Annotated in this window: 17 protein-coding genes; 8 read left to right on the top strand and 9 right to left on the bottom strand. The window is 64.9% G+C overall.

Going from position 1 to position 20,781, the window contains the following annotated elements; translation table 11 throughout:
- Positions 1-4 precede the first annotated feature (4 nt).
- Positions 5-307 carry a putative signal transducing protein gene (locus tag J2X19_RS08145; protein WP_310372279.1) on the bottom strand — a complete coding sequence of 101 codons (303 nt, stop codon included), beginning with the start codon at positions 305-307 and terminating at the stop codon, positions 5-7.
- Between the two features lie 68 nt (positions 308-375).
- Positions 376-948 carry a peptide-methionine (S)-S-oxide reductase MsrA gene (gene msrA, locus J2X19_RS08140; RefSeq protein ID WP_310372277.1) on the bottom strand — a complete coding sequence of 191 codons (573 nt, stop codon included), beginning with the start codon at positions 946-948 and terminating at the stop codon, positions 376-378.
- Positions 949-1,097: 149 nt separating this feature from the next.
- On the opposite strand from msrA, the gene J2X19_RS08135 reads away from it, so the two are divergent.
- The 5 genes from J2X19_RS08135 to J2X19_RS08115 all read left to right on the top strand — a co-directional run bounded on the left by J2X19_RS08135 (position 1,098) and on the right by J2X19_RS08115 (position 5,095).
- The gene (locus J2X19_RS08135; protein ID WP_310372275.1) at positions 1,098-1,871 is read left to right on the top strand and encodes a YdcF family protein; all 774 of its coding nucleotides are present in this window, start codon (positions 1,098-1,100) and stop codon (positions 1,869-1,871) included.
- 60 nt (positions 1,872-1,931) lie between these two features.
- Positions 1,932-2,600 carry a TetR/AcrR family transcriptional regulator gene (locus J2X19_RS08130; RefSeq protein ID WP_310372273.1) on the top strand — a complete coding sequence of 223 codons (669 nt, stop codon included), beginning with the start codon at positions 1,932-1,934 and terminating at the stop codon, positions 2,598-2,600.
- 95 nt (positions 2,601-2,695) lie between these two features.
- Positions 2,696-3,361, top strand: coding sequence for a protein-L-isoaspartate O-methyltransferase family protein (locus J2X19_RS08125; RefSeq protein WP_116608005.1), 666 nt, complete (start codon positions 2,696-2,698; stop codon positions 3,359-3,361).
- 3 nt (positions 3,362-3,364) lie between these two features.
- Positions 3,365-3,697, top strand: coding sequence for a rhodanese-like domain-containing protein (locus J2X19_RS08120; protein ID WP_116608006.1), 333 nt, complete (start codon positions 3,365-3,367; stop codon positions 3,695-3,697).
- Positions 3,698-3,772: 75 nt separating this feature from the next.
- Entirely contained in the window at positions 3,773-5,095 is a 1,323-nt protein-coding gene (locus J2X19_RS08115; RefSeq protein WP_405048607.1) for a TolC family outer membrane protein, read from the top strand.
- Between the two features lie 7 nt (positions 5,096-5,102).
- On the opposite strand, the gene J2X19_RS08110 is transcribed toward J2X19_RS08115, so the two are convergent.
- The 6 genes from J2X19_RS08110 to glgC all read right to left on the bottom strand — a co-directional run bounded on the left by J2X19_RS08110 (position 5,103) and on the right by glgC (position 12,733).
- Positions 5,103-6,398, bottom strand: a complete 1,296-nt coding sequence (locus J2X19_RS08110; RefSeq protein WP_310372267.1) for a 3-deoxy-D-manno-octulosonic acid transferase — start codon at positions 6,396-6,398, stop codon at positions 5,103-5,105.
- Entirely contained in the window at positions 6,395-7,435 is a 1,041-nt protein-coding gene (gene waaC, locus J2X19_RS08105) for a lipopolysaccharide heptosyltransferase I (protein ID WP_310372265.1), read from the bottom strand. The genes J2X19_RS08110 and waaC (J2X19_RS08105) overlap by 4 nt, the downstream gene beginning before the upstream one ends.
- Positions 7,432-8,436: a lipopolysaccharide heptosyltransferase I gene (gene waaC / locus J2X19_RS08100; RefSeq protein ID WP_310372263.1), complete on the bottom strand. Its 1,005-nt coding sequence runs from the start codon at positions 8,434-8,436 to the stop codon at positions 7,432-7,434. Before waaC (J2X19_RS08100) ends, waaC (J2X19_RS08105) begins: the two co-directional genes overlap by 4 nt.
- Before the next feature lie 26 nt (positions 8,437-8,462).
- The gene (locus J2X19_RS08095) at positions 8,463-9,860 is read right to left on the bottom strand and encodes a phosphomannomutase/phosphoglucomutase (RefSeq protein WP_310372261.1); all 1,398 of its coding nucleotides are present in this window, start codon (positions 9,858-9,860) and stop codon (positions 8,463-8,465) included.
- A gap of 141 nt (positions 9,861-10,001) precedes the next feature.
- Entirely contained in the window at positions 10,002-11,465 is a 1,464-nt protein-coding gene (gene glgA / locus J2X19_RS08090) for a glycogen synthase GlgA (RefSeq protein WP_310372259.1), read from the bottom strand.
- Positions 11,462-12,733 carry a glucose-1-phosphate adenylyltransferase gene (glgC, locus tag J2X19_RS08085; protein WP_310372257.1) on the bottom strand — a complete coding sequence of 424 codons (1,272 nt, stop codon included), beginning with the start codon at positions 12,731-12,733 and terminating at the stop codon, positions 11,462-11,464. Before glgC ends, glgA begins: the two co-directional genes overlap by 4 nt.
- Positions 12,734-12,944: 211 nt before the next feature.
- On the opposite strand from glgC, the gene J2X19_RS08080 reads away from it, so the two are divergent.
- The 3 genes from J2X19_RS08080 (at position 12,945) to glgX (ending at position 19,790) form a co-directional block, all read left to right on the top strand.
- Positions 12,945-15,389, top strand: a complete 2,445-nt coding sequence (locus J2X19_RS08080; protein WP_310372255.1) for a glycogen/starch/alpha-glucan phosphorylase — start codon at positions 12,945-12,947, stop codon at positions 15,387-15,389.
- A gap of 73 nt (positions 15,390-15,462) precedes the next feature.
- Positions 15,463-17,637 carry a 1,4-alpha-glucan branching protein GlgB gene (gene glgB, locus J2X19_RS08075; RefSeq protein ID WP_310372254.1) on the top strand — a complete coding sequence of 725 codons (2,175 nt, stop codon included), beginning with the start codon at positions 15,463-15,465 and terminating at the stop codon, positions 17,635-17,637.
- Complete coding sequence (gene glgX, locus J2X19_RS08070; protein WP_310372252.1) at positions 17,625-19,790, top strand: glycogen debranching protein GlgX; 2,166 nt, start codon at positions 17,625-17,627, stop codon at positions 19,788-19,790. The genes glgB and glgX overlap by 13 nt, the downstream gene beginning before the upstream one ends.
- 2 nt (positions 19,791-19,792) lie before the next feature.
- On the opposite strand, the gene J2X19_RS08065 is transcribed toward glgX, so the two are convergent.
- A complete protein-coding gene (locus tag J2X19_RS08065) occupies positions 19,793-20,671 on the bottom strand; it encodes a Kdo hydroxylase KdoO (RefSeq protein ID WP_310372250.1) in 879 nt (292 codons plus the stop codon).
- Positions 20,672-20,781: the final 110 nt, after the last annotated feature.

Genomic DNA, 20,781 nt, shown 5'->3' with positions numbered 1-20,781 from the left:
GGTTTTATCGGGGCATCCAGGCTGAACAGCTCCAGCATTGCTCGAAGCCGCCTTCAATCAATTCGCCACAGCCGCACTGCCAGCGGTGCTGCGGCACGTTCTGCAGGTCGTACAGCAGCTTGCGGGCTGCGGCTTCCTGGGTAGCGTGGTGTATCCATACTTCGGGCAGGCACTGGTCAGGCGGCAACTCACCGGCCACGCCCACCAGGTACTGGCGCTGCACGCTGCTCGCAATGCCTTCGACCTCCAGGGCATCGGCCCACAGCGTGGCCATCGCGAGGTTCGGGGCTTGGGTCAGGCGCAGCATGGTTGTCTGACTATGGTTTTAATAGCTACTGGCGCAGGCTCTACCTGCGCTGCAAGCCTAAAACACGCTTAGTTCTTGACCAGGTTGGCAAAGGTCTTGCGGAACTTCTCCACCTTGGGCGCGGCGACCATCAGGCAATAGCCCTGGTTCGGGTGGTTCTCAAAGTAGTCCTGGTGGTAGGCCTCGGCGGGCCAGTAGTTGGCCAGCGGCAGCACTTCGGTGATCACCGGTTTGCGGTAGGTCTTGCTCTCGGCGATCTCGGCCAGCACCGCCTGCACCACCGACAGCTGCTCGGGCGTGCTGGTGTAGATACCGCTGCGGTACTGGGTGCCGACATCGTGGCCTTGCTGGTTCAGCGTGGTCGGGTCGTGGATCACGAAGAAAATCTCCAGAATCTCGCGCAGGCTGATTTCGCTGGGGTCGAACTCCAGCCGCACCACTTCGTTGTGGCCGGTGTCGCCGCTGCAGACCTGCTCGTAGCTGGGGTTGGCGGTGGTGCCGTTGCAGTAGCCGCTTTCTACATCGGTGATGCCCGCCACCTGCACAAACACCGCCTCGGTGCACCAGAAACACCCTCCTCCCAGGGTAATGACTTCATGGGGAGCGGGGCTGGAGGACGGCGTGGGGGACGTGTTTTGCATAGCCTGCTTTGTACACCTTTTTATGCAATAGGGACTTGTACACTTGCGCGGCACGCAAACCTGCATCGAATAGGCGGCTGCCACAATACAGGCAATATGGCCATCAGCGCATATACAGCCTACACCAGCAGCTACAAATAGAGGAGCATATGTACCCCGGTGAACTCAAACCTGTACTCACCGCCCTGGTGATGCCGCCGGCCGCGCCGCTGTTGCTGCTCGGCCTGGGCCTGCTGTGGCGCAAACGGGCACTCGGTGGCCTGCTGTGCCTGCTGGGCCTGGCCAGCCTGTGGCTGCTGAGCTGCAATGCGGTGGCCGTATGGCTGGCCCAAACCCTGCTGCCCCAGACCAGTGCCCTGCCCCCGGCCACAGCGGCCGCAGCGCTGCATGCGCGCCAGGTGCAGGCGGTGGTGGTGCTGGGCGGCGGGGTTCGGCCCACGTCACCCGAATACGCGACGCCCCAGCCCACGGCCGACACCGCAGGCCGCCTGCGCTACGGCGTGTGGCTAGCCCGGCAGGCCAAACTGCCGCTGGCCTTTGCCGGCGGCGTGGGTTGGGCGAACAGCGGCACCGCCGCCCCGTCCGAAGGCGCGATGGCCCGGGCTCTGGTGACCCAAGACTACGGCCTGGCGCTGCACTGGGTCGACGACCGCTCGCGCGATACCGCCGAGAACGCCGCCTATATGCAAGCCCTGCTGGCCCCCGAAGGCGTGCAGCGCATCGCCCTGGTGACCCACGCCTGGCATATGCCGCGCGCGCAGCAGGCGTTTGAGCGGGCCGGTTTTACCGTCACCCCTGCGCCGACCGGCTTCACCTTGCCGCAGCAGCGCAAGCTGCTGGAATGGCTGCCCACGGGCTATGGACTGCTGGCATCCCGTGAAGTGCTGCGCGAATGGCTGGGCCTGCGGATGGTCGGGCACTGACTTTGATTGACGCCTGCCGCACCCACGGGCTATATTAATAACCCGTCAGTCAGTAACACCATGCCCACCGCCTCATCTTCCCCATCAGCAGACACTCCGGCCAAGCGCATGCGCCGCAAGGAGTCCCGCCCCAGCGAACTGCTGGCGGCGGCGCTGGACCTGTTCGTGGAAAAAGGCTTTGCCGCCACCCGCGTCGAAGAAGTGGCGCAGCGCGCCGGCGTGTCCAAGGGCACCCTATTCCTGTACTTCCCCAGCAAGGACGAGCTGTTCAAGGCCGTGGTGCGGCAAACCCTGGCCGGCCGCTTCCATGAATGGAGCGACGAAGTCGACAGCTTTACCGGCAGCAGCGCCGAGCTGCTGCACTACGGCATGCACAGCTGGTGGGAGCGCGTAGGCAATACCCAGGCCTCGGGCATGACCAAGCTGATGCTCAGCGAAGCGCAAAACTTCCCCGAAATGGCGGCCTTCTACCAGGCCGAAGTGGTGCAGCCCTACCACAGCCTGGTACAGCGCATCCTGCAGCGCGGGGTCGACCGTGGGGAATTCGCCGCCGTCGACTTGGAGCTGGCCACCTACGCCGTGACTGCGCCGCTGATCTTTCTGGCTATGTGGAAGCATTCGGTGGGCACCCACCCGTGTACCGCGTCGGTGCTAGACCCACTGCGCTACCTGGATGCGCAAGTGCAGATTCTTCTCAACGGCTTGCGCGTACGGCCTGCACCGGCATGATGTTGCGCAGGTAAATGCTGGGCAAATCCGCCAGACATGCAAAATTCCCCCCCTAAAATCGAACGTTACCCTGCCTCCGACCTCAAAGACCCACCATGACCACTTCCGCCCAGCTTGAACAAACCCGTTTCAACATGATCGAACAGCAAATCCGCCCCTGGGATGTGCTGGAGCCCGCGGTGCTGGCGCTGCTGTCGGTCGTCAAGCGCGAACAATTTGTGCCCGCCGAATACCAGGCCTTCACCTTTGTCGACATGGAAACCCCGCTGCCCTTCGGCCAGTCCATGCTGTCGCCCAAGGTCGAAGCCCGCACCCTGCAGGACCTGAAGATCCAGAAGCATGAAAAAGTGCTGGAGATCGGTACCGGCTCGGGCTACATGGCCGCGCTGCTGGGCTACTGCGCGCACAGCGTGCTGTCGCTGGAAATCCTGCCCGAACTGGCCAGCCTGGCACGCAACAACCTGCGCGCGGCCGGCGTACACAACGTCGAAGTCCGGCATGCCGATGGCGCCCTGGGTGCGGCCGCCGACGGCCCGTTTGATGTAATCGTGCTCAGCGGCTCGGTGGCCTCGGTGCCCGAGAAGATCAAGGCCCAGCTCAAGGTGGGTGGCCGTTTGTTTGCCGTGGTCGGCCAGCAGCCGATGATGTGCGCCAATTTCATCACCCGCGCCAGCGAGGCCGCCTACACCACCACCCAGCCCTGGGACACGGTGGCGCCGCGCCTGGTCAATTTCCCGGAACCGTCCAAGTTTTCGTTCTAAGCCATGATCGCCCAAATCACCCCGACCGACCTGCCCCAGTGGCTGCAAGGCCAGACCGACCCCGTGGTACTGGATGTGCGCGAACCCGCCGAGTGGCAGGCCGCCAGCGTGCAGGCCGATGGCTTCACCCTGGTGCAACTGTCCATGAACGAGATCCCCGGCCGGCTGGCCGAGCTGGACCCGCAGCGCCCTATCGCCTGCCTGTGCCACCACGGCGCGCGCAGCCAGCGGGTCGCCCAGTTCCTGCTGCAAAACGGCTTTGAGAACGTGGTGAACATTGCCGGCGGCATCGACGCCTGGTCGCTGCAGCGCGACCCCGGCGTGCCGCGCTACTGATCCCACCTTACACCCCGTGACCGCGGCGTGTGCCCGCCGGACCGACAGACACCCGACAGAAATTCAAGGATGACCATGCAACGTTTCCCGCTCGCATCTCTCGCTCTGGCCGTGGCTGCCGCCTGTGCGGGCACGGCCCATGCGCAAAGCCTGCTGGAGCTGTACGACGCGGCGCGTGCCACGGATGCGACCTACCAGTCGGCCAAGGCCCAGTACGACGCCAACCTGGCCAAGGCCGCCCAGGCCAAGGCCGGCATCCTGCCCAGCGTAGGCCTGTCGGCCGGGCTGAACCGCAATATGCTGGACGGCAGCAACCCGACCATCGACAAGGACTACACCACCCAGACCGCCACCCTCAGCGGCTCGCAGCCGCTGTACCGGCCGGCCAACCGCATCGCCTACGAGCAGGGCAAGAAGAGCGTGGATGTCGCCACCGCCCAGCTGCAGGTCGCCGAACAAGACCTGGTGGTGCGCGTGGCCCAGGCCTATTTCGACGTGCTGGCCGCCACCGACACCCTGACCTTTGTGCGGGCCCAGAAGACTGCCGTCAATGAGCAACTGTCCTCGGCCAAGCGCAACTTCGAAGTCGGCACCTCCACCATCACCGATACCCGCGAAGCCCAGGCGCGCTTCGACCTGGTGCGGGCCCAGGAAATCGCCGCCGAAAACGATGTGCTGGTCAAACGCCTGGCGCTCGACACCCTGGTCAGCAAGGTAAACGCCCAGCCCGCGCCGCTGGCGCAACCGGTACTGCTGCCCAGCCTGCAGCCGGCCGACATCTCCAGCTGGGAACGCCAGGCCGATGCCAGCCCGAATGTGCAGCAGGCCCAGATCGCGCTGGAAGTAGCGCGCCTGGAAACCCAGAAAGCCAAGGCCGGCAACCTGCCGACCCTGGACCTGACCGCCGGCTACAACGTGAATCGCTACCCGAACGGCACCTCCAGCCTGCCGAACGGCTCGCGCAACAACAGCACCGTGGTCGGGCTGAGCCTGAACATCCCCATATTTGCCGGCTTCTCGGTGCAGAACCGCATCCGCGAAACCCTGTCGCTGGAAGACAAGGCCCAGGCCGACCTGGACGCCGCGCGCCGCAGCGTGGCCCAGGCCACCCGCACCGCCTTCTACGGCGTGCTGTCGGGGCTCGGCCAGGTGCAGGCGCTGGAAGCCGCCGAGACCTCGAGCCAGATCGCGCTGGACGCCAACAAGCTGGGCTACCAGGTGGGCGTGCGCATCAATATCGACGTGCTGAATTCGCAAAGCCAGCTGTTCCAGACCAAGCGCGACCTGGCCAAGGCCCGCTACGACGTGCTGGTCGGCGGCCTCAAGCTGCGCCAGGCCAGCGGCAGCCTGAAGCCCGAAGACCTGCAGTCGGTCAACACCTTGCTGCAACCGCAGTAAACGCGATTTAGGCCGCCAGCAGGGCCTGCACGGCGGCCGCGGTCTTCTGGGCCGCACCGCGGTGGGCGCCGGCAAACTCCGGCCCAGCGGCGGCGGCGGAAGCGAGTACGTGCGGTGCGTTCAGCCAGGCCAGGGCCTGGGCCACGGCTTCGGGCATGCCGGCCACCCGGCAGGCGGCGCCCGCAGCTTCGGCCAGATCGGCCGCCTCGGCAAAATTGAAGGTCGACGGCCCCATCACCATCGCGCAGCCGCAGGCCGCGGCTTCGATCAGGTTCTGCCCGCCCAGGGGCTCAAAGCTGCCCCCCAGCAAGGCCAGATCCGCCAGGCCGTAGTACAGCGCCATCTCGCCCAGCGAATCGCCGAGCCAGACATCAGCCTGATCTGGTGCATCCACCCAGTTGCTGCGCCGCGACAGGCTGAAGCCCTGGGCCTGCACCAGCTCAGCCACCGCATCGAAGCGCTGCGGATGGCGTGGCACGATTAGCCACTGCACATCCATTGCTCCTATTTCCATAGCTGCTGGCGCAGGTGTTTGCTGCGCTACAGCCCTAAAAGACTGTAAATAGCTGAGCAGCATCAGCTCTTCGCCCTCGCGGGCGCTGGCCAGCAGCACCACCGGGCGGCCCGCACCATGCCGCCAGGCCCGGCCGGTGACCAGCTGGGCCGGATTCGGCGAGGCGTCGAACTTCAGATTGCCCAGCACCTGCGGCGGCCGGGTGCCGGCTTGCAACAGGCGCTGCGCATCGGCCTCGGTTTGCGCCCATACCGCGCTGAGCGCGCCATAGGCCGGCCAGGACAGGGCCGACAGGCGCTGTGCCTGGCGCAAAGATTTGGGGCTGAGCCGCGCATTCGCCAGCGCCACCGGAATGCCGGCCGCCTGGCAAGCCGCCAGCAGATTCGGCCAGATTTCGGTTTCCATCAGGATGCCGATGCGCGGCTGGAAATGCCGCACAAAGCGCTGCACCGCACCCGGCGTGTCCCAAGGCTGCCAGACCTGCACATCGCCGGCGCGCAGCAGCGACTGGCCCTCGGCCCTACCGGTGGCCGTGCCGTGGGTCAGCAGCAGGCGCATGTCGGGCATGGCGCGGCGCAAGGCCGCCAGCAGGATCGCCGCGGCCCGGGTTTCGCCCAGCGATACCGCATGGATCCACACCCAGCCATGGCTGGGCGGCTGGGTGTAATGGCCGAAGCGCTCGGGCACCGCCACGCCGTAGCCGGGCTCGGCCAACGCGCGCCTACGCAGCTTGCGGCGCAGCAGCGGGCTGGCCAGCCATAGGCACAGGGAATACAGACCGCGGATCAACGCATCGAGTCCCGCAGTGACGCCAGGGCCGAGGCCTGCATCCAGGCATTCCAGACCGCATCCACACTGGGTGTAGGCTCGCCAAACACGCTGAACTGGTGGTCGTTGTCCCGCGGTCCGGTGCGCCAGACGGTATCGAAGTTGTACAGCCGCACCAGCGGCAGGTCCAGGGCGGTGGCGATATTGCACAGGCCGCTGTCCACGCCGACCGCGCCCAGGCATTCGCCGAGCGCATCGGTCAGCGCACTCATGCCCATGCGCGGCCAGACCACAGACTGCTCGAGCCGGCTGGCAATGCTTTCGCTGCGCCACTGCTCCTCGTCGCTGCCATGCGGAAAGGCCACCGTATAGCCCAGGGCGTTCAGGCGATGGCCCAGCTCCAGCCAGGACTCGTCCGGCCAATGTTTGTCGGCGCGCGAACTGCCGTGCAGCAGGGCGACGATGGATGCCGGCGCCACGCTGCCCGAATCAAAAAACGTGTTCGCTATATTTTTAACAGCTCTAAGCTCTTTACCTACATGCGGTACAAGGCCAAAAGATAATTTTTCTGGCAGCGCATACACCAAGGCCCGGGCGCACATGACGCGCGAGCGGTCTATCGCATGGATGCGCGGCTCGACCGGAATCGCCACGTCGGCCTCCCAGCGGGTCGGGGCCTCGAAGCTGCGGCCTTCGGTCTGGTTGGCCAGGGCGTAGCGCAGGCCTTGGGGGCTGAGCCGCGCCATCTTGGCCACCAGCGCCGATTTGCTCAGGCCTTGCAGGTCCAGCACCGCGTCATAGCATTCGTATTGCAGGTCCGAGGAAAAAGCCCGCCAGGCGGTGCGCGTATCGGCGGTGAACACGGTTTCGCGCCAACGGCGCAGATCGCATTCGATCACGCGGTGCACACCAGCGCAGCGCCGCACCAGCGGGGCGAAGTCGGGCTCGACCACCCAATCCACCTGGGTACCCGGCAGCTCGGACAACATGTCCTGTACCGCCGGCATGGCGTAGACCACGTCGCCGAGCGAAGAAAGTTTGACGATCAAGACGTTCATGCAGAAGCCGGCAACAAGGCTTTTTGGTGGAAATCAGCCCACACAGCTTGCCACGCCTGCAGCACAGTGTCTACATCCGGCGCCTGCTCACCGCCGACCGCCACCTGGTAGCTACAGCCCACCGGCCCGGCGCGCCAGATGCGCGGCTGGCTGAAAATCTGCACATGCGGCAGGTTCAAGGCCACGGCGAGATGGCTGAGGCCGGAGTCCACGCCGATGACGCCCACACAGCCCGCCATGCGCGCCGCCAACGCAGCCAGGCCCATGCGGGGCAGCACCTGGGCCTGCGGGCCGATGGCCTCGCACAGCTGCTGGGCAAATACGGCCTCAGCCGGATTCGCCTGCGGCACACTGACCGGCAAGCCCTGGGCCACCAGCGCCTGGCCGACCTGTATCCAGTGCTGCAGCGGCCATTCGTTTTCTACCCGGGTGGTGCCGTGCACCAGCATCACGCTGCCATCGGGCTCCACCGGCGTGACCTGCAATTCGTCGTAGCCGATGCCGTCGTCGCGCGGCGCATAACCCAGCGCCAGCGCAGCCAGGCGGCGGTAGCGTTGCATGGAGTGGATGCGTGGCGGCATGGGCTGGGGCCGCTGCACCAGCCAGCGCACCGGCCACTCGTAAGCGGCGTCCTCGCTGCGGTTGCCGTAGGAGCTACGCCAGCCCCCCGGGGCAAGCCGCGCCTGGCGGGCAATCAGCACGGACTTGATCAGGCCCTGGAAGTCCAGCACCACGTCATAGGCTTCGGCCTGCAAGGTCTGCAGGAACACGGCTTTTTCGGCCCGCACCGCGGCCGTCAGCGGGGTTTTGCGCCAGCGCCGCTGGGCCACCGGAATCACCCGTGCCAGGCCCGGCACATGGGCTTTGAGCAGCGGCGCAAAAGCCTCTTCCACCACCCAGTCGAACGTGGCCTGCGGCAAAGCCTGGCGCATGTCGTGCAAGGCCGGCAGGGTCTGGATGACATCGCCCAGCGACGATATTTTGACAATCAAGATCCGCATGCCCTGCCCGTCTGCGTGCTGGCGTGTCAATGCGCGCTGGCCGCCAAAGTGGCGTCTGGCTTGGCACGGCGCAGCAAGGCCAGCATGTCGTGCTGGATGCGCTCCAGGGCCTCGGGCGTATGGCCTTCAAAGCGCAGCACCAGCACCGGCGTGGTATTGCTGGCGCGCAGCAAGCCAAAGCCATCCGGCCAGTCGACACGCAACCCGTCGATGGTGTTGACCACGGCGGGCGCGGCAAAGTCGGCCAGGGCCAGGGCTTTTGCCACCACCGCAGGCGGCTCGCCTTCGGCACAGGCCACATTCAGCTCGGGGGTCGAAAAGCTCGTAGGCAAAGCGTGCAACACGGCGTTTGCATCGGGCGACTGGCTGAGTATCTCCAGCAGGCGGCAGCCCGCATAGGTGCCGTCGTCAAAGCCGAACCAGCGCTCCTTGAAGAAGATATGGCCGCTCATCTCGCCCCCCAGCGGGGCTTGGCCGCCAGCGGCTTCGATTTCCTTCATCTTGGCCTTGATCAGCGAATGGCCGGTCTTGAACATCAAAGGTTGGCCACCGGCCGCAGCAATGGCAGGCGCCAGGCGCTGCGAGCATTTCACGTCAAACAGAATCGTGCCGCCCGGTACGCGGCGCAGCACGTCTTCGGCGAACAGCTGCATTTGGCGGTCGGGGTAGATATTGGAGCCATCCTGGGTGACGATGCCCAGGCGGTCGCCGTCGCCGTCAAAGGCCAGGCCTAACTCCGCACCGCTGGTCTTCAACGCGGCCATCAGGTCGTGCAGGTTCTCGGGCTTGCTCGGGTCGGGATGGTGGTTCGGGAAATTGCCGTCGACCTCACTGAACAGCTCGATCACCTCGCAGCCAATCGCGCGCAGGATGTCCGGGGCCGAGGCGCCAGCGATGCCGTTGCCCGAGTCAACGACGATCTTCATCGGACGGGCCAATTGAATGTCGGACACGATGCGGGCCGTGTAGGCTGGCAGCACGTCGACCTTGCGCACCGTGCCACCGGTTCTGGCGACCCAGGACTCGGCTTCCATCATCCGGCGAATCGCCTGGATTTCATCCCCATGGATGGCGCGGCCGCCCATGACCATCTTGAAACCGTTGTAATCCTTGGGGTTGTGGCTGCCGGTCACCTGGATGCCGCTGCGGCACAGGGTATGCGCCGCGAAGTACAGCAAGGGGGTGGTGACGGTACCGACATCGATCACCTCAATCCCCACCGCCACCAGGCCGCGGATCAAGGCCGCCACCAGGCTGGGGCCGCTCAGTCGGCCATCGCGGCCGACGGCGACCGTGGTTTCCCCCTCCGCCAGGGCTATGCTGCCAAAAGACTTGCCTATGCCTTCCGCCACCGCTTCGGTAACGGTAGCCGGCACGACGCCGCGGATGTCATAGGCCTTGAAGATCGAGCTTGCAACGTGCATAGGAATATGTGCCGGTTGTGTGAATGGAACGCCCAGCGCCACGGGACCTGGGCCAGCGGCTGGCATTGTAGTTTTGCCACAGCCCGCTTACCGGACCATCAACCGGGATATTTTGGGGTCTTATTAAAGACCACCTGCCCTCTATGAAGCGACAGCAGAACCGCACAAGCTTTCGTACAAATCCAAATACTGCGTGGCCGCTGCCGCCCAGGAGAAATTTTGCGCCATGCCGCGTTGCTGCAGCTGCGCCCAGACTGCCGGTTGGGCATAGGCATGGACAGTGCGGTGCACCGCCAAAGCCAGGGCTTCACGGGTCGCAGGGCCGAACATGAAGCCGGTTGCGCTGTCGGCCTGCACAGCCGCGTCGTCGGCATCCACCACGGTGTCGATCAGCCCACCGACCCGGCGCACCACCGGCACGGTGCCGTAGCGCAAGGCATACAGCTGGGTCAAACCGCAGGGCTCGAAGCGGGACGGCACCAGCATGGCATCGGCACCGGCAATCATCTGGTGGGCAAAAGCCTCGTCGTAGCCCAGCCGCACCGCCACCACCCCGGGGTGCACGGCCATGGCCTGGGTAAAAGCTTTTTCCAGCTCGGCATCGCCACTGCCCTGCACCGCCAGCTGGGCGCCGGCAGCCAGCATCTCGGGGATCGCGGCCAGCACCAGGTCCAGGCCTTTTTGCTGCGTCAAGCGGCTGACCACGGTAAACAAAGGCAGCGTGGCGTCGACGCGCAAGCCCAGGGCTTTCTGCAAAGCGGCTTTCGATGCAGCCTTGCCGGCCATGGCCTTGGCCGAGTACGGGCTGGCGATGTCCTTGTCGGTGCCGGGGTTCCACACCGCATCGTCCACGCCATTCAGGATACCGGACACATCGGCGCCGCGCGAACGCACCACGCCGTCCAGCCCGCAGCCGAATTCCGCGGTGGCAATCTCTGCCGCATAGCTGGGGCTGACCGTAGTGACACGCTGGGCGTTGGTCAAGCCGGCCTTCATGAACGAAAAACGGCCGTGGTATTCCAGCCGGGTCGGGTCCATGAAGCGCACCGGCAAGCCCAGCAGATGGAAGTCCTTGGCATCGAACAAGCCCTGGTAAGCCAGGTTGTGCACGGTGTAGACGGTAGCCACCTTGGCGCCCGGATTGGCCGCCACATAGGCGCAGGCCATGCCTGCGTGCCAGTCATGGGTGTGCAGCACATCGGGCGTCCAGGCCGGGTCCAGCCCACCCGCAGCCACCTGGGCGGCTACCCAGCCCAGCAATGCAAAGCGCTGGGCGTTGTCCGGCCACTCCGTGCCGTCCGGCCCCAGGTAGGGGTTGCCGGCACGCTGGTAGTAGTAAGGTGCATCGACCACATAGGCCGTGACACCGCTGGCAGCGATGGTGCCGCAGAGCAGGCGCACCCGCGCCACGCCAAATGCTGCGCCGATTTCATACACCACCGTAGGCGTCTTCAGGCCGGCCAGAATCGCCGGGAAACCTGGCAGCAGCAGGCGCACATCGGCACCCGCCGCGACCAAGGCCTGGGGCAGCGCGCCCAGCACATCCGCCAAGCCACCTGTTTTGACCAGAGGAAAAACCTCGGCACCGACCTGCAGTACTTTCATCCGGCAGCCAACTTCTTCAACATGGGGGTGGTGACCAGGGTGATGCCGTTTTCGCTGCGGTGGAAACGCTCGGCATCGGCCGCTGCATCTTCGCCAATCACCATGCCATCGGGGATCACGCAGCCGCGGTCGATCACCGCCCGGTTGATGCGCGCACCGCGGCCGACCTGTACATCGGGCAACAGCACCGACCAGTTCACCTGCGAATGCGAATGCACCCGCACGCTGGAGAACAGCACCGAACGGTGCACGCTGCCCGACACGATGCAGCCGCCCGACACCATGGATTCGATCGCCATGCCGCGCCTGTCGTCCTGGTTGTGCACAAACTTGGCGGGCGGCAACTGGGCCTGGTAGGTCCAGATCGGCCATTGCGTGTCGTACAGATTCAGCTTGGGTTCGGTCGCGGTGAGGTCGATGTTCGCGTCCCAGTAGGCGTCAATCGTTCCCACGTCGCGCCAATAAGGCTCTTCGCCCTCCACATTGGGAACGCAGCTCAGGGCAAAAGGATGGGCTACCGCGTTGCCGTTGCGCACCGCGCGCGGAATGATGTCCTTGCCAAAGTCGTGGCTGGACGCCGGGTCGGCCATATCGCGCTCCAGCTCGGCATACAGAAATGCCGCGTTGAAGATGTAGATGCCCATGCTGGCCAGCGACATATCGGGGTTGCCCGGCATGGCCGGCGGATCGGCAGGCTTTTCCAGGAAGTCGGTGATCAGGCTGTTGTCGTCTACCGCCATGACTCCGAAGGCGGACGCCTCCTTGCGCGGCACGGCGATGCAGCCCACGGTGCATTCGCGCCCTTTAGCCACGTGGTCGGCCAGCATCAGGGCGTAGTTCATTTTGTAAATATGGTCGCCGGCCAGGACCACGATGTAGTCGGCGCCGTAGCTCTCCAGAATGTCCTGGTTCTGGTAGACCGCGTCGGCCGTGCCGCGGTACCAGTTTTCATTGTCGTTGCGCTGCTGGGCCGGCAGCAGGTCGACAAACTCGTTCATCTCGTTCTTCAAGAATGCCCAGCCGCGCTGTAAATGCCGCAACAAGCTGTGCGACTTGTACTGGGTGATCACGCCGATGCGCCGAATGCCGGAATTCAGGCAGTTGGACAGCGCGAAATCAACAATCCGAAACTTACCGCCGAAATACACCGCCGGCTTGGCGCGTCGGTCTGTGAGATTCATCAAGCGGCTGCCGCGGCCACCGGCCAGCACCAGGGCAATGGCCCGTTTTGGCAGGTCCAGTCCATGGGCCAAGTTAATCTGCTGCATTTTTGTCTCCAGAGAATAGGTAATTGTTGACCAACTTTCGACTAACGCCAGCATCTTAATCCGAGGATCCAAAAAACGGCCACCAACCCGGCCCTGCGTGCGAAAATTCTCTAAACATGCTTATTTTCCGACCTCAAAGCGCTTAGACTCCGCAAAAAGCTCGCCGTTCGCGGTTTCAGGCTTGTGCCCACATTTACCAAAGGAAGCTCCTGTGCCCCTGCGTCTTACCCCTTCTTCTGCCAATATTTCCACCAACATCCAGGCTGCAATCACGCAGCATTTACTCAACACCGTAGGCGTCAACCCCGCCGATGCAACCCCCAATGATTTGATGCTGGCCGTGTCCCATGTGGCGCGCCAGCAACTTTCGCAGCGTTGGGTAGAGACCCAGACCCGTGAAGCCGCCGCCAAAGCCCGCCGGGTGGTTTACCTGTCCATGGAATTCCTGATGGGCCGCACCCTGTCGAATGCACTGGGCGCCCTGGAATTGCGCGGCGCCGCTGCCGAAGGCCTGACCCAGTTCGCCCAAACCCTGGAAAACGTGGCCGACCGCGAGCCCGATGCCGCGCTGGGCAATGGAGGCCTAGGGCGCCTGGCCGCCTGCTTTCTGGATTCCATGGCCACGGTAGGCCTACCCTCGTTCGGCTACGGCATCCGCTACGAATACGGCATGTTTGCACAGGACATACAGAACGGTGCGCAGATGGAATACCCCGACCCGTGGCTGGAAAACGGTACGCCCTGGGAATTTCCGCGCGCCGACATCAGCTACCCTGTGCATTTTGGCGGCTGGGTCGAGCATGTGAATGGCAGCCCGATCTGGCGCCACGCCGGCGAAGTGGCCGCCAAGGCCTATGACATGGTGGTGCCGGGCCACGGCACCGAAAAGGTCAGCACCTTGCGCCTGTGGAAAGCCGTGGCCCCGGCCCACATCGACCTGAACGCCTTCAACACCGGTGACTACGCGCGTGCCGCCAGCCTGAAGAACGAATACGAAAACATCTCCTGGGTGCTCTACCCCAACGACAGCACACCCGCGGGGCGCGAACTGCGTCTGAAGCAGGAATACTTCTTTGTGTCCGCATCGGTGCAAGACCTGGTGGCCCGCCACCTGCGCGAACACCCCTCGCTGGACAATCTGGCCGAGCATGTGGCCATCCACCTCAACGACACCCATCCGGCCATCGGTGTGGCCGAGCTGATGCGCGTGCTGTGCGACGAACACGCCATGCCCTGGGACAAGGCCTGGAAGATTTGCGGCAACACCTTCTCGTACACCAACCACACCTTGATGCCCGAGGCGCTGGAAACCTGGCCCGTGGGCCTGATGCAGCATGTGCTGCCGCGCCACCTGGAAATCATTTTCCGCATCAACAAGGAGTTTCTGGACCTGGCAGCCACCCACCGTCCTGGCGACAACGCTTTTCTGGCCCGCCTGTCCTTGATCGACGAGCAAGGCGAGCGCCGCGTGCGCATGGCCCATCTGTCCATCGTGGGCAGCCACAAGGTGAATGGCGTGTCGGCCCTGCACTCCGAGCTGCTGGTGCAAACCATTTTTTCGGACTTCGCCAGCATCTGGCCGGACCGCTTCACCAACATGACCAACGGTGTGACGCCGCGCCGCTGGCTGGCGCAGGCCAACCCCGGCCTGTCCGGCCTGCTGGACAGCACACTGGGCAGCGGCTGGCGCCTGGACCTGGACCAGCTGCAAAAACTCAAGGCCAAGAAAGACGATGCAGCCTTCCAAAAATCCTTCATGGCGGTCAAACGCGCGAACAAGGTACGCCTGGCCGAGGCCATTGCACGCAGCACCGGTATCCAGGTCAGCCCCGATAGCCTGTTCGACGTGCAGGTCAAGCGCATCCATGAATACAAGCGCCAGCTACTGAATGTTCTGCATGTGGTGACCCGCTACCAGGCGATTCTGGCCAACCCCCACGCCGACTGGGTGCCGCGCACCGTGATCTTTGCGGGCAAGGCCGCGTCGTCCTACGTCACCGCCAAGTCCATCATCCGGCTGATCCACGATGTGGGCACGGTGGTCAACAACGACCCGCGCATCGGCGACAAGCTCAAGCTGGTGTTCATGCCCAACTACGGCGTGTCGGTGGCCGAAACCATCATGCCCGGCGCCGATCTGTCCGAGCAGATTTCCACCGCCGGTACCGAAGCCTCGGGCACCGGCAATATGAAGCTGGCCCTGAACGGTGCGCTGACCATCGGTACCGATGACGGCGCGAACATCGAAATCCGCCAGAACGTGGGCGACGACAACATCTTCATCTTTGGCCTGAAGACCCCAGAAGTCCAGGCCTTGAAGCAAAGCGGCTACCAGCCCATGCGCTACTACGAGAACACGCCCGCGCTCAAGGCAGTGTTGGACGCCATCGCCGGTGGCCAGTTCTCGCCGGATGAGCCCGGCCGCTACCGCGCCCTGGTCGACACCCTGCTATGGGGCGGCGACCACTACCTGCTGCTGGCCGACTACGCATCCTATGTGGCCACCCAAGCGCAGGTAGACGACTTGTACCGCCAGCCGGCCGCCTGGTGCGCCAAGGCCATCACCAATGTGGCGGGCATGGGGGTGTTTTCGTCGGACCGCACCATCCGCGAATACGCGCAACAGATCTGGCATATGGCCCCGGACGCGCTATAAAGCAAACGCGGTGACAGACAACACCGCATAGCGCCGTCCATTCCTGATTAAACCCACTCCAAGATCGGTTCCTATGCTGCACGCCCACGATGTTGAAATGATTTGTGGCGCACGCCACGGCGACCCCTTTGCGGTGCTGGGCCCCCATGCGGCAGCCGCCGGCCGCACCTCGGTGCGCTGCTTTCTGCCAGGGGCGCGTAGCGTGGCCGTGGCGTCGGCCAAGGGCGTGCTGCTGGGGCCGCTGGTGCAGCAAGACGAAACCGGTTTTTTTGAAGGCGAGGTCGCACTGCTGCCCGGCACCGCCTACCGCCTGCAGGTGGAATGGAGCGATGGCCATAGCGCCAGCATCGAAGACCCGTACCGGTTCCCGCTGGTATTGGCCGAGATGGATGTCTGGCTGCTGGGCGAAGGCACGCATCTGCGCCCTTACGAGGTGCTGGGTGCACGACCCAGCGTGATGGACGGCGTGGCCGGCACCCGTTTTGCCGTGTGGGCGCCGAACGCCAGCCGGGTCAGCGTGGTCGGCGACTTCAACTTCTGGGACGGCCGCTGCCACCCCATGCGCTGCCGACGCGAGTGCGGCGTGTGGGAGCTGTTCCTGCCCGGCGTGCAAGCCGGTGCCAAATACAAATTCGAGATCCGCAGCCAAAGCGGCGAGGTGCTGCCGGCCCGCGCCGACCCCTATGCCTTGCAGGCTGAACTGCGCCCGGCCACCGCCAGCGTGGTGGCCCAGCTGCAACCCTTCGTGCCGCCTTCGGCCGATCGCAAGCATGCCAACGCCCTGGACGCACCGATCAGCATCTACGAAGTCCATCTGGGCTCGTGGCGGCGCAAAGAGGGTAACCAGTGGCTGGACTGGGACGAACTCGGCGACAGCCTGGTGGCGTATGCCGTCGAGATGGGCTTTACCCACCTGGAGCTACTGCCCATCAGCGAACACCCGTTCGACGGCTCCTGGGGCTACCAGCCAGTCGGCATGTACGCGCCTACCGCCCGCTTCGGTGACCCGGCGGGTTTCGCCCGCTTCGTAGCCCACTGCCATGCCAAAGGCGTGGGCCTGATACTGGACTGGGTGCCCGCCCACTTCCCCACCGACGCGCATGGCCTGGGCAACTTCGACGGCACGCACTTGTACGAATACGCCGACCCGCGCGAAGGCTTCCACAACGACTGGAACACCCTGATCTACAACCTGGGGCGCACCGAGGTCAGCAACTTTCTGGTCGGCAACAGCCTGTACTGGCTGGAGCGCTTTGGCGTCGATGGCCTGCGTGTCGACGCCGTGGCTTCCATGCTGTACCGCGACTACAGCCGCAAGGCCGGCGAATGGATTCCCAATGTGCATGGCGGGCGCGAGAACCTGGAAACCATCGCCTTCCTCAAGCGCATGAACGAGGTCGTCGGCACCGAGCGCTCGCAGGCCATCACCCTGGCCGAGGAGTCCACCGCCTTCCCCTCGGTCTCGCGACCCACCTACGCGGGTGGCCTGGGCTTCCACTACAAATGGAATATGGGCTGGATGCACGACACCCTGGCCTATATGGAGCGCGACCCGATCTACCGCAAGCACCACCAGGGCGAGATCAGCTTCAGCCTGGTCTATGCGTTCACCGAAAACTTCGTGCTTCCGATTTCGCACGACGAAGTGGTGCACGGCAAGGGCTCACTACTGAACAAGATGCCGGGCGATCGCTGGCAGCAGTTTGCCAACCTGCGCGCCTTCCTGGGCTACATGTATGCGCATCCGGGCAAGAAGCTGCTGTTCATGGGCTGCGAATTTGCCCAGGACCGCGAATGGAACCACGACCAAAGCCTGGATTGGCATCTGCTGGAGCACGCGCCGCATGCCGGCATACAGTGCCTGGTGCGCGACCTGAACACCCTGTACAAAGCCACGCCAGCGCTGTACCAGCTGGACTTTGTGCCGGCCGGATTCGAGTGGCTGGAGCACAACGATACCGAACACTCGGTGCTCAGCTTTGTGCGCCGCGGCCTGGATAAACGCTCCTTTATAGTGGCGGTATGCAACTTCACCCCGAACGTCTGGAACGGCTACCGGCTCGGTGTACCCCAGCCTGGCACCTACCACGAACGGCTGAACACCGACTCGGCCCACTACGGCGGCAGCAATGTGGGCACGCCACTTGCAACAGCCACGGCAGACGACACCGCCTGGCACGGCCAGGCCCATTCGGTCGTCCTTAACCTACCGCCACTGGCCACCGTCTTCCTCGAATGGAAAGCCTGAAAACGCCATCCCACCCCAAGCTCCCCACAGAGCGCTCCGCCCTGCCGGCCGTACCCACCGTACAGCCTGGCCAACCTTGGCCCTTGGGCAGCAGCTTTGACGGCAAAGGCGTGAACTTCGCCGTGTTTTCAGCCCATGCGCAGGCCATGGAGGTCTGCGTGTTCGACCCCAGCGGCCAGCATGAAATCACCCGCTTCCGCCTGCCGGCCCACACCAGCGACGTATGGCACGGCTACCTGCCCGGCGCCCAGCCCGGCCTGGTCTACGGCCTGCGTGCGCACGGCGCCTGGCGGCCCGACCGGGGGCACCGTTTTGATGCATCCAAGTTACTGCTCGACCCGTACGCGCGCGATATCGTGGGCCAATTCAGCTGGCGCGACGAGCACTTTGCCGGCGACCGGCTGCATCCGCGCCACATGGACACCCGCGACAACGCCGCGCTGGCGCTGAAAGCCCGCGTCGTTTTTGATCATTTCGACTGGCGTGGCGACCAGCCGCCGCAAGTGCCGCTGGCCGACTCGGTGATCTACGAGTGCCATGTCAAAGGCTTCTCCAAGCTCAATGAAAACGTGCCGCCCGCGCTGCGCGGCAGCTATGCGGGGCTGGCGCATCCGGCGTCGGTGGCCCATCTGCGGCGCCTGGGCATTACCGCGGTCAGCCTGCTGCCGGTGCATTACGCACTCAGCGAAGAGCGGCTGGTCGGCATGGGCCTGGGCAACTACTGGGGCTACAACACCCTGGGCTTCTTCAGCGTCGACCCGCGCATGGCCAGCGGCGCCGATGGCCTGTCGCCGCGCGACGAATTCCGTACCATGGTCAAGAACCTGCACGCTGCCGGGCTGGAGGTGCTGCTGGACGTGGTCTACAACCACACGGCCGAATCCGGCGAAGACGGCCCGACCATCAGCTTCCGCGGCCTGGACAACGCCAGCTACTACCGCCTGCCGCCCGACGCGCCCGCCTACTACGACAACTACTCCGGCTGCGGCAACACACTGGACATCCGCCAGCCGCGCGTGCTGCAGATGGTGATGGACAGCCTGCGCTACTGGGTCGGCGAGATGCACGTCGACGGCTTCCGTTTCGACCTGGCGCCGGTGCTGGGCCGCACCGACCACGGCTTTGACCGCAACAGCGCGTTCTTCACCGCCGTGGCGCAAGACCCGGTGCTTTCGCGCGTGAAGATGATTGCCGAACCCTGGGACCTGGGCCCGGGTGGCTACCAGACCGGCGGCTTCCCGCGCGGCTGGCTTGAATGGAACGACCATTTCCGCGACAGCATGCGCGGCTTCTGGGTACAGACCGCCGCCGCCCCCGACGCGGTGCAGCTGGAAAACACCCGTGCCGACCTGGCCCTGCGCCTGTGCGGCTCGTCCGACATCTACCAGCCACGCCAGCGCGCGCCGGCCGAATCGGTCAACTATGTGGTGTCGCACGACGGCTTCACCCTGCGCGACCTGGTCAGCTACAACCAGCGCCACAACGAAGCCAACGGTGAAGAGAACCGCGACGGCCACGGCCACAGCCTGAACTTCAACTGCGGCGCCGAAGGCGCGAGCGAAGACCCGGTCGTCAACGCCTTGCGCGGGCGCCTGCAACGCGCCCTGCTTGCTACCACTTTGCTAGCACAAGGCACACCACTGGTCTGCGCTGGAGACGAATTAGGCCATACCCAGGGCGGCAACAACAACCCCTATTGCCAGGACAACCCAACCACCTGGATCGACTGGGCGGCCGCCGATGAAGACCTGATCGCCTTCACCACCCGCGTCATCGCGCTGCGCCGCCAGGCCCTGCCCTTCGCCAACCACTGGTACAGCGGCGTGGCCGACGCCCTGGGCCTGCACGACCTGGCCTGGCTGCGCGGCAGCGGCGTGCCACTGGAAGGCAACTCCTGGCACGACCCGCAGTACCGCGCCCTCGGCTGCCTGATCGGCAAGCCGGGACGGGCCAAGGCGCCGCTACTGTTGCTGGTCAACGCCGGCAGTACCGAAGACGCGTTCCTGCTGCCCGCCGGCGTCTGGCAATGCGTGCTGGACAGCAGCCACCCGCGCGGGCTGAGCAGCTGGCAGGGCCAGGGCGAGGTGGTGTTTCCGCTGCCCGCCCACAGCCTGGTGCTGCTGGCCGCGGCCGGGGCCGGACTGCAGCTATAAAGCTATAACCGGGCGCCTTGCAGTTCACGCCCCTTGAGGCGCGTCAAGATGCCCAGCGGGCTCTGGTCCGGCCGGTACTGGTGCTGCGGCGGCATAAAGAAAGTCTGCTCCAGCATGAACTGGCCGCTGTCCACGGCGTGCAAGGTCTGGTCGGAGAAACACACCCAGGTGCTGCCCGGCGCAAACGCGGCCACGGTGCGCGGCGCCTCGCGCTGGTAACGGAGGTCGCGCTTCATGTGGTCGTGCAGCTGCAGCATCATGTGGTCGTACTCGCTGCGCAGGGATTTGGTAATGCGCAGACTGCGCAGCAAACGCGCCTCCCAAGGGCGGAAAGCCGGAATCAAGGGCAGGAACTGCTGGGCCATCGCCTCGAACGACTCGCCAACCCGCCACATGCGCGGCTGCTGCGGATTCAGGTTGCTGAACACCCGCAGAATCCGCTCGCCCCGGTTCGGCCGCGACGGAAACGCATCCACATGCAGGCGCCGGTCGTCGGCGCGCCAGGACTGGACGCGCGATGCGACTTCGGTGGGCCGGTAGCTGGTGGGTTCGATGCGCAGATGCGCGCTGTAGCGGGGAAACATCTCGTTCACCAGCTGCAGCGCCTGGTGGCGGTAGCGCCGCATCATGGCGTTCAGCAGCTCCAGCTCTTCCGGCGTGCCGGTAGCGCCTTTGACCACACCGCGGGCCGGCTGGCTGATGTTGCGGGCTTTCGGGTCGCGCAGATCGGCGCGCAGCAATCGCTGCTCTTGCGCCGACATTTCGAACGCCATACCCGGGAAATACAGCACGCCGCCCTGCTCCAGCGCCTGTATCACGTCATCATTACTTTCGCGTCCGGCCCATTCGGCGCCAGACAACTCCACGATAGGTTGGTACATGCTTGGATTCTCCCAGAGTCTTGCGGCGTATTCCGGAGTATTGCGGCCATTGTGTGAAGCACAGGCAAAGCACCCGCCCGGCAGGCCACAGGTCCGAAAACGGCTAGTTG

Origin of the sequence: Rhodoferax ferrireducens (genome assembly GCF_031458075.1) — a bacterium.
Taxonomy (GTDB): Bacteria; Pseudomonadota; Gammaproteobacteria; order Burkholderiales; family Burkholderiaceae_C; genus Rhodoferax_B; species Rhodoferax_B ferrireducens_A.
Note: the sequence above shows the minus strand (reverse complement) of the source record. Positions and strands in the feature narration are given on the sequence as shown.

Excerpts from the sequence above, each read along its gene's own strand:
- waaC (WP_310372265.1), bottom strand. The coding sequence starts at position 7,435 with ATGAACGTCTTGATCGTCAAACTTTCTTCGCTCGGCGACGTGGTCTAC.
- J2X19_RS08120 (WP_116608006.1), top strand. The coding sequence starts at position 3,365 with ATGATCGCCCAAATCACCCCGACCGACCTGCCCCAGTGGCTGCAAGGC.
- J2X19_RS08145 (WP_310372279.1), bottom strand. The coding sequence starts at position 307 with ATGCTGCGCCTGACCCAAGCCCCGAACCTCGCGATGGCCACGCTGTGG.
- J2X19_RS08135 (WP_310372275.1), top strand. The coding sequence starts at position 1,098 with ATGTACCCCGGTGAACTCAAACCTGTACTCACCGCCCTGGTGATGCCG.
- waaC (WP_310372263.1), bottom strand. The coding sequence starts at position 8,436 with ATGCGGATCTTGATTGTCAAAATATCGTCGCTGGGCGATGTCATCCAG.
- J2X19_RS08130 (WP_310372273.1), top strand. The coding sequence starts at position 1,932 with ATGCCCACCGCCTCATCTTCCCCATCAGCAGACACTCCGGCCAAGCGC.
- glgX (WP_310372252.1), top strand. The coding sequence starts at position 17,625 with ATGGAAAGCCTGAAAACGCCATCCCACCCCAAGCTCCCCACAGAGCGC.
- J2X19_RS08125 (WP_116608005.1), top strand. The coding sequence starts at position 2,696 with ATGACCACTTCCGCCCAGCTTGAACAAACCCGTTTCAACATGATCGAA.
- J2X19_RS08115 (WP_405048607.1), top strand. The coding sequence starts at position 3,773 with ATGCAACGTTTCCCGCTCGCATCTCTCGCTCTGGCCGTGGCTGCCGCC.
- glgA (WP_310372259.1), bottom strand. The coding sequence starts at position 11,465 with ATGAAAGTACTGCAGGTCGGTGCCGAGGTTTTTCCTCTGGTCAAAACA.
- J2X19_RS08065 (WP_310372250.1), bottom strand. The coding sequence starts at position 20,671 with ATGTACCAACCTATCGTGGAGTTGTCTGGCGCCGAATGGGCCGGACGC.
- msrA (WP_310372277.1), bottom strand. The coding sequence starts at position 948 with ATGCAAAACACGTCCCCCACGCCGTCCTCCAGCCCCGCTCCCCATGAA.
- glgB (WP_310372254.1), top strand. The coding sequence starts at position 15,463 with ATGCTGCACGCCCACGATGTTGAAATGATTTGTGGCGCACGCCACGGC.
- glgC (WP_310372257.1), bottom strand. The coding sequence starts at position 12,733 with ATGCAGCAGATTAACTTGGCCCATGGACTGGACCTGCCAAAACGGGCC.
- J2X19_RS08095 (WP_310372261.1), bottom strand. The coding sequence starts at position 9,860 with ATGCACGTTGCAAGCTCGATCTTCAAGGCCTATGACATCCGCGGCGTC.